6 protein-coding genes and 1 pseudogene are annotated in these 7,079 nt (G+C 42.8%); 6 read left to right on the top strand and 1 reads right to left on the bottom strand.

Features of this window, described 5'->3' with window-relative positions:
• Positions 1-14: 14 nt before the first annotated feature.
• The 6 genes and pseudogenes from Q4Q49_RS21780 (at position 15) to Q4Q49_RS21755 (ending at position 2,757) form a co-directional block, all read left to right on the top strand.
• Complete coding sequence (locus Q4Q49_RS21780; protein ID WP_312000422.1) at positions 15-452, top strand: GNAT family N-acetyltransferase; 438 nt, start codon at positions 15-17, stop codon at positions 450-452.
• A 78-nt stretch (positions 453-530) separates the two neighbouring features.
• Positions 531-938, top strand: coding sequence for a hypothetical protein (locus Q4Q49_RS21775; protein ID WP_006086985.1), 408 nt, complete (start codon positions 531-533; stop codon positions 936-938).
• Between the two features lie 79 nt (positions 939-1,017).
• Positions 1,018-1,376 (top strand): annotated as a pseudogene (locus tag Q4Q49_RS21770) (DUF2750 domain-containing protein).
• Between the two features lie 82 nt (positions 1,377-1,458).
• The gene (locus tag Q4Q49_RS21765) at positions 1,459-1,839 is read left to right on the top strand and encodes a hypothetical protein (RefSeq protein ID WP_006086983.1); all 381 of its coding nucleotides are present in this window, start codon (positions 1,459-1,461) and stop codon (positions 1,837-1,839) included.
• A 75-nt stretch (positions 1,840-1,914) separates the two neighbouring features.
• Positions 1,915-2,241: a hypothetical protein gene (locus Q4Q49_RS21760; protein WP_006086982.1), complete on the top strand. Its 327-nt coding sequence runs from the start codon at positions 1,915-1,917 to the stop codon at positions 2,239-2,241.
• 81 nt (positions 2,242-2,322) lie between these two features.
• Positions 2,323-2,757: a hypothetical protein gene (locus tag Q4Q49_RS21755; protein ID WP_006086981.1), complete on the top strand. Its 435-nt coding sequence runs from the start codon at positions 2,323-2,325 to the stop codon at positions 2,755-2,757.
• Between the two features lie 1,863 nt (positions 2,758-4,620).
• On the opposite strand, the gene Q4Q49_RS21750 is transcribed toward Q4Q49_RS21755, so the two are convergent.
• Positions 4,621-5,301 carry a hypothetical protein gene (locus Q4Q49_RS21750; protein WP_263177619.1) on the bottom strand — a complete coding sequence of 227 codons (681 nt, stop codon included), beginning with the start codon at positions 5,299-5,301 and terminating at the stop codon, positions 4,621-4,623.
• Positions 5,302-7,079: the final 1,778 nt, after the last annotated feature.

Genomic DNA, 7,079 nt, shown 5'->3' with positions numbered 1-7,079 from the left:
AGCTAAGGAAAGTCATGAGTATCACACTGGAAGACGTTACAAGTTCAAATTATGAAGCAGTATGTGACTTAGATGTCACTGATGAGCAACAGGAATATGTTGCGAGCAATATGTGGTCTTTGGTTGAGTCACATTACTGCCAAGGGCATACCTGTAAGGCAATCTATCAAAACGATAAACCTGTTGGCTTTTTCATGTGGGTATCTGAAACACCTGAAAGAGTTTCTATCTGGCGCTTTATGGTGGATCAACGTTATCAAAAAGCGGGTATTGGTAGAACTGCGCTAAATTTGGCGCTCAATGAAATCAAAGCCAGTGACAAAGTCAAAGAAATAGAAATTTGCTATGACCCTCAAAACCCAGTAGCCAAAGATTTTTATTCAAGTTTTGGCTTTCAGGAAGTGGGTTTGGATGAAGATGGTGAAGATATGTTGGCAGTCATCAAGCTGTGAGCTCTAACAATCGCCTTAAACATCGCGGCCTCTGGACTCGCAACAAGTTACTCGCCGTTTAGGCGAGCGTTAAATGCCATGGACACATTAGAGAAACTCGCACAGAAAAATAAAGCTCATCAGAAGCAGCAGAGTAATGATCGCTTTTCTACTGTCGCCATGATCTTGGTTTTGGTTCCATTTTTATTTGGAATTGCCATCGATGTAGGGGCTATTAATTCATCTCTGAACTTTAACCTTTGGTTGTATGGCTTCGGTGCGCTTTGCTTTGGGTTACTTCTAGCGGCCATGGGAGATCTTATGCTTTTCTCGCGCTGGTTAAAAATTTCTGGTTTAATTATTAGCCAAGGTTGGTTCATTTACTTTTGGGCTTTTCAAATGCAATCTTGGCTAGCGTTTGTACCATTAGTGCCAGCATTTGTTTTGCTACAAATACAAATGCCCAAAATCAAAAAACAAGCTGAGCGCGAGAAAAATGGCATTTAACAAGTTAAATCATCGGAAAACCGCTCACTGGCTGCGCCAAAACGTTCGCGTTTTCCGCTGTTTAAAGCGTTAGGTGCTTATGAGTATCGCTTCTGCGCACGCTGCCGAATTTTATCGTGAAGTCGCCGAGTCAAATTTCGTATGGGGAATAAAAGACTCTGGTGGCTTCCCTGCACCACTAGATGCCAGTGGGAAGCGTGCAATGCCTTTTTGGTCATCGGAGTCGCGGGCGCAAACTATCATTCGCAGTATTCCTGCATACAGTAGCTTTGTACCCGTAGCAATTGAGTGGTCTTTTTTTGCGAGCGCTGGGTTCCAGGTTTAAAGAAAGATGGTTTACTTGCAGGCGTTAATTGGGCTGGAGCTAAAGCGTCTGGCTTTGATATTGAACTAAGTGATTTACAGCGTAATGTTGAAGCTCTGCGCCAGAGCACTTAACCAGTGGTTCAAATCGTTCGCTCCGCTCTCTGGGACTTGCTAAAGCAAGCCCCTTAACCAAACGTTAACTGCATGGATTAGCATGGTCAAGTTTCTGAAAGTAATTGCATATGTTCTTATTGGAGGAGTGGTCATAGTTGGTGCGTTGCTTTTGTGGTTTGACCGCTCAAAAGATATAGATTTTACCATTTACCATCCTGATGCTTGGGTTACATGCAACGGAAAAATCAACAAGGATTCAGTTGAATATGCTCAGCTTAATAAATGGTTACAACTGAATAACTCAAGTTGGCAAAACTATGTAGCAACTGCTGCTCCTGGTTATTTTTATAAATCAGACGATATTACGATTCATGTATATAAGCATGGCGTAGTCGTTAATTATTATGACGGTCAAAACTGGTCTCAAGTGCAAAAGTCCGTTGATACAAAGGAAATTCATGGTATTTGCAAAAGCAGTTAACAAGCCAAGTCAGCGGAAATTTTACTCGCTGAAAAACGCTCATAAAATCCCCTGATTGGGGTGTTAGTACGATAAATGACGAATCGAGAAATTATCACTCTCATGCACAAGCTATCACACGGCAGAATAGGACCTTGTGGTAATTGGGTGCGGGTTTTTAATGATAGTGAAGAACTGGACGATCGGAAGTTTAGTAAACTCCTAAAAGATACTATTCAATCCGACATCGTTCTGATATATCAAAGTTCTATCAATGTCACTGAAGCGAAAGCTTCTGAAGCTTTCGAAATAGTTGCCCAGTTTGTTAAGCACGGTGTAGTTAAAATAGCAGACGTAAGGTTTACGTCGCAGATTGAAATAGACCCGTTAGGCGTTGGTGCGGTATATCGTACTAACAAGTAAATTATGTTCGCCCAGCAAGCAGGGCTGGGACGCGAAAACAGCACGCGCCCCATATTTAAAGCGTTATGTTTCAGGACAGTCATGAGTGAATATTTGGAATTTGAGCGATTATCCGAAATAGATGATCTGCTGAAACTAAGAGTGAAAGGCGAAAGTAGCGGATTTGCCGGTATAGCCGATTGCTACGTTAATGAAGACCAATTTCAAGAGTTTTGCACTCAACTAATTGGCTTTCCCAAGAAACGAGAGGATAGCGTTCGGTTTTGCTCTGGTGAGAGTGATCAGTTGTCTCATTTCGATATTGTGTTCTCTTGCGCCGATAATTCTGGGCGCATACTGGCGGCTATACAAATTGTATCCAGAGATACCCGTTATCCCCGAGAAAAGGTATGTTTTGTAGCTTCATTCTCATTTAAGGTGGAACCAGCCGCATTTGATCGTTTTGTAGGTGGCTTATCTCGGATATCGGTAATTAATAATGTGGGTTCAAAAGCGGCCCTAGTAAATGGAACATAATAATACTCATCACTTGCGGCCTGCGGCCGCTGCGCCTCGTCGCCAGTGTGCTTTGCGTTAGGATCCTTTGCTATATGCCACTGATAAGAATCAATTTACTGTTACTGTTCAGCTTATTGGCAACAATAGTATTACTGGTTGCTGCTTTCTTTTCTTACGATTTAGCGCATGGAAATTTATGGCGTTTTTTATCATGGCCTGCTCATAAGGCTCGCCTCTGGAATGGCGGCATCGTGCTCCAATCAATAACTGACTTCATATTCACAAAGCACAGCCAAGGCAATGTACATATCGCAGAAGCCTTGATATTAATTTTTACGTGGTGGCCAGTAACATTTGCAGCCATGTACTTTACATTCCGAACCAAGCGTACAGGCCCCTAACTAGTGGTTCAAATCGCTCGCTTCGTTCACTGGGACGAGCCCCGCCCCTTAACCAAATGTTAGGTTTCGAAACATGATCGCACATCGACTGTTTTTGTTTTTATCCTGCACGGTCTATGTTGCGGGTTGTGCGGGTATCATGGGGAGTTCACACTAACTCATAATGGGGCAGAAGTGAGCTAAAGCAACCTGTCGGATCTAATTGCATCGTGATTTGAATATTGACAGGTTAAGTCACTAATCCAGTTCAATCGTGTGTTCAGTTCGACCTGTTCTTAGACCACTATTTTCACCTTCATACGTGTCACCCGATAACATTACGCTTCATGCCCTGTCGTCAGCTTTAACCAATCCCAATACACATAATGAGCCGTGGGCAGTAATGCACTAATGCCGGTGGCTGATGATGGCCGGTACCTAAGAGTGTTGTTCCGCTTGGTTCTATGATCCTGTCATGTTTACCTGCAGTGGTGTCCGCTAATCTCACGCTGGCTAATTGCTTGTTGGGATAAAGGGAATGGATAGGGCGGATAGATGCTGATACCTCGCATCAATGTTCATGTTTACGTTTTTGTCAGCGGTTTTACCTGCAGATGTACTAGTCGTTCAGGCATTTGCTAATGTCTGTGGGTGAAGCCGGCATAAATAAGACTGATATAGGCGTGTTGAGCGACGATGACGAGTGAGAATGCCACACGTTTTTCTTGCCTTAGTTGTTACTTATATGTTGTATAATGATGGAGCTATTACACCATTATGCTTCAATAATTCTTCGATGCGGCCTAGATAATCCCTAGATCCCCTCAAAAAGTTGGGAGCACTCAAACCCATGCAGCAGTAGGGCTACAGGCGAGTCATTGCATCAACCCTACAGGAGGATGCAACGGCTCGCTTTTGTTGGCCTTATGTTAATTTTATCAGGTTAAAAAGATCAGGGGAATTGCGAGGTTTTGAGTAGTCTTGCGTGAGCTCCAAGCGCTCAATCTCCACTCGACATCACACTTCTGGGACAAAAGCGTGATAGCTCCTTTGCTCTAACTTGTCAGTTTCGGATTAAAATTTCTATGGATTAACGTCCAAATCAGGTGCGACGAAGGCGGACAAGCATTTGGTATGAATAAGGCCTGTAAAATGGCGGCGTAAGGGTATCAATTTAAAGCATGAATAAAAATAGATAACGTCCATCAAAGCACAATAGCGGTAATGGTATTAATGAGTTAAACGGTTTGTCTTACCCAGAACCTGACTAGGACAGTGGCCTTAGAGGTCATATGCGTGCCAAGGAGGGTAAGACGTCAATTTGGATCTCATTAGGGCGCAACAGACGCCGGATATATGTCGCAAGACCGCGAACCATTAACGACCGATACCCTGTTGTGAAAGGTGAATTATCGATTAGCACAAATTAGTTTAAATAAAGTAGGGCATTGGCCTTGCTAACCCCGAGGTGACCATATATGTCCTAATATTGCATTAACTATTACTTAGCAGAAGGACTAGCTAAGTTTCTTATCCATGATCTTAAATCCTTCCATAAAACTATATCTCTTGGCAGTACCAATTCGTCCATTATCTTCATATCTACAGCAGCTTCCGTTAATGGAACTAAATTTCCATTTTGCCTCACTTCTGAAATCTCAATAGTCTCATGAGGTAAATCATTAGGCGGGAGAAGCCAGTAACTTAACCTAACTTTTGGTTCTGACCCGCCGCTGAAGTAGGATGTGGAGAGCCAGTTACTTTTAAGTGTCGGAAGTCGTGACAAGCAATCCTCGAATCTAGCTTTTTCGACCCCTTCACGTTTATAAATAACATCGTTTGCAAAACCACCACCGTGTTCTTCAATAAAAAGAAGGTATCGTCGGCCCGGTATAAGTTCTTCTTTAGAGCCCAGCGTCAACTGTTCGAAATTGGGTTTAGAAAAACTTTCATTTACTCGAACTGTACTCTTGTATCCGCAATTCGATTTGTCGCCGAAGCTTACTTTCCATTCTGATGTATGAGTCCACTCAATCACTTCAGATGAAATTACAGTCACGTCAACGATATTCTCAGCAGACAACACTATCTTTTCTAGATCTTGGCGAATAAAGCGTGCTTCAGTGTATCCTGAATACAGCAAACAAAGAGAAAGTCCGTAAGTAATGATCTGATTTTTCATCAAAGCTAACCTTTGTGGCATTACAAAATTCGGTAGACAGGTGTTAATTGCACTTTAAACTAATTCACTATTTGTATCGAAAAGTGATACATCGAAGTCTCAGAGTGAATTGAGGCGAACCTTTCCTGAACACTACTTTGTCTCATTACTAAAATTTAATCAATCTGCCAGCATTAGGTAGTAAATCTAGTCCGTTACAAAGTTGAAATGGGGCATCCACATTTTAGCGTTTACGAGGTTTAAAGCTTTTAAAAATAACTTTTGCATTATGGAAAGAATTTCTTAATGCTAGGAACAGCTGAACGGAACAAATTCCATATATAAATGCTACACCCAGTGTGTAGGCTAAACCATCACTTATCCCATAACTGATTAGCAAAAGCGGAACGGTCGTTGAAACCGTGACAAGCGAATATAGGTTAGGATAATCTCTAACTGTATAGACAGTTATGTAGCCCGCAGCTATACAAGCCACAATCGAAATTAAAAGGCCATTTAGAGAATCGTCCACATCCAATAGTGAAATGAACGCTCCTAGAAGTAATCCTAGGATACTGCAGATAACTAATGGTTTCCCCATGAAATCCTCGTTTAGGTAGAACGAATGGCAATCAATACTAACTTTCACTCATTACTAAAGTTTGGTCAACAAACCTGTAGCTGGAAGAGCTAGTTAAAAGAGGCGAAACAAGCTTTGGGGCAGAAGTGAAAAGCTACCTGTCGGATCTAATTGCATCGTGCGTTCTGTTTGACCTGTTCTTAGACCACTTTCTTCACCTGCAGACGTATCACCCGAGCACCTTACGCGTCATGCCTAGTCGTCAGCTTTATCCAATCCCAATACAAATCATGAGCTGTGGGCAGTAATGCAGTAATGCAGTAATGCAGTAATGCACTAATGCGGTGGTCGAGCATGGCTGGTATCTAAGAGTGTTGTTCCACTTGGTCCTATGATCCTGCCGTGTTGATCTGCATGTGTGTCGCTAATCTCACGCTGGCTAATCGCTTGTTCGAGTAAGGGATGGATAGGGCTGATACCTAGCATAAATGTGCATATTTACGTTTTTGTCAGCAGCTTTACCTGCAGGTGCGTTAGTCGTTCAGGCATTTGCTAATGTCCGCGGATGAAGCCGGCATTGATAGGGCAGATATAGACGTGCTGTGTGACGACGGCGAGGGAGGATAGCACACGTTTTCTTAGGCTTGGTTGTTGCATATATGTTGTGCTTAGATAGAGAAATTACAGCATTAGAGTTCAACAGCACTTCGATGCGGTCTAGATAATCCCTAGATAGCCTCAAAAAGTTGGGAGCACGCAAACCCATACAGCAGTAAGGCTACAGGCGAGTCGTTGCATCAACCCTAGAGGAGGATGCAATGACTCGCTTTTGTTGCTTTTGTGTTAACGCTTCAAGGGCGTAAAGGGTAGGGCAAAAGGTGAGTTTTTTGGTAGTTCTGGGTGAATTGATGGCGCCTAAATGGATCCTTCTATTCGGCTCACTGTTTCGGTCGCGGCCTCATCCTACTAAGGTGTTATCCGCTCCCCGTTTTTAGTCATCGAAAGCAGGCGAACTGGGATGATCTGCACACTGTTTTTGGGTGATTGAACGCGTTTTTAGGCTCATGCTGCCTTAGTTTGAATTGTTATTGATATGTTTTAATTCAATGGGTGTTGTTCAGTGTGTTGCACCAATATGGTTCAACCGTTTTTCGATGCGGCCTAGATAATCCCTAGATAGCCTCAAAAAGTTGGGAGCACTCTAGCCCATGCAGCAGTA

The sequence above is a fragment of the Shewanella sp. SP1S1-7 genome, assembly GCF_031932105.1.
Lineage (GTDB): Bacteria > Pseudomonadota > Gammaproteobacteria > Enterobacterales > Shewanellaceae > Shewanella > Shewanella baltica.
This window is presented reverse-complemented; position numbering and strand designations above follow the sequence as displayed.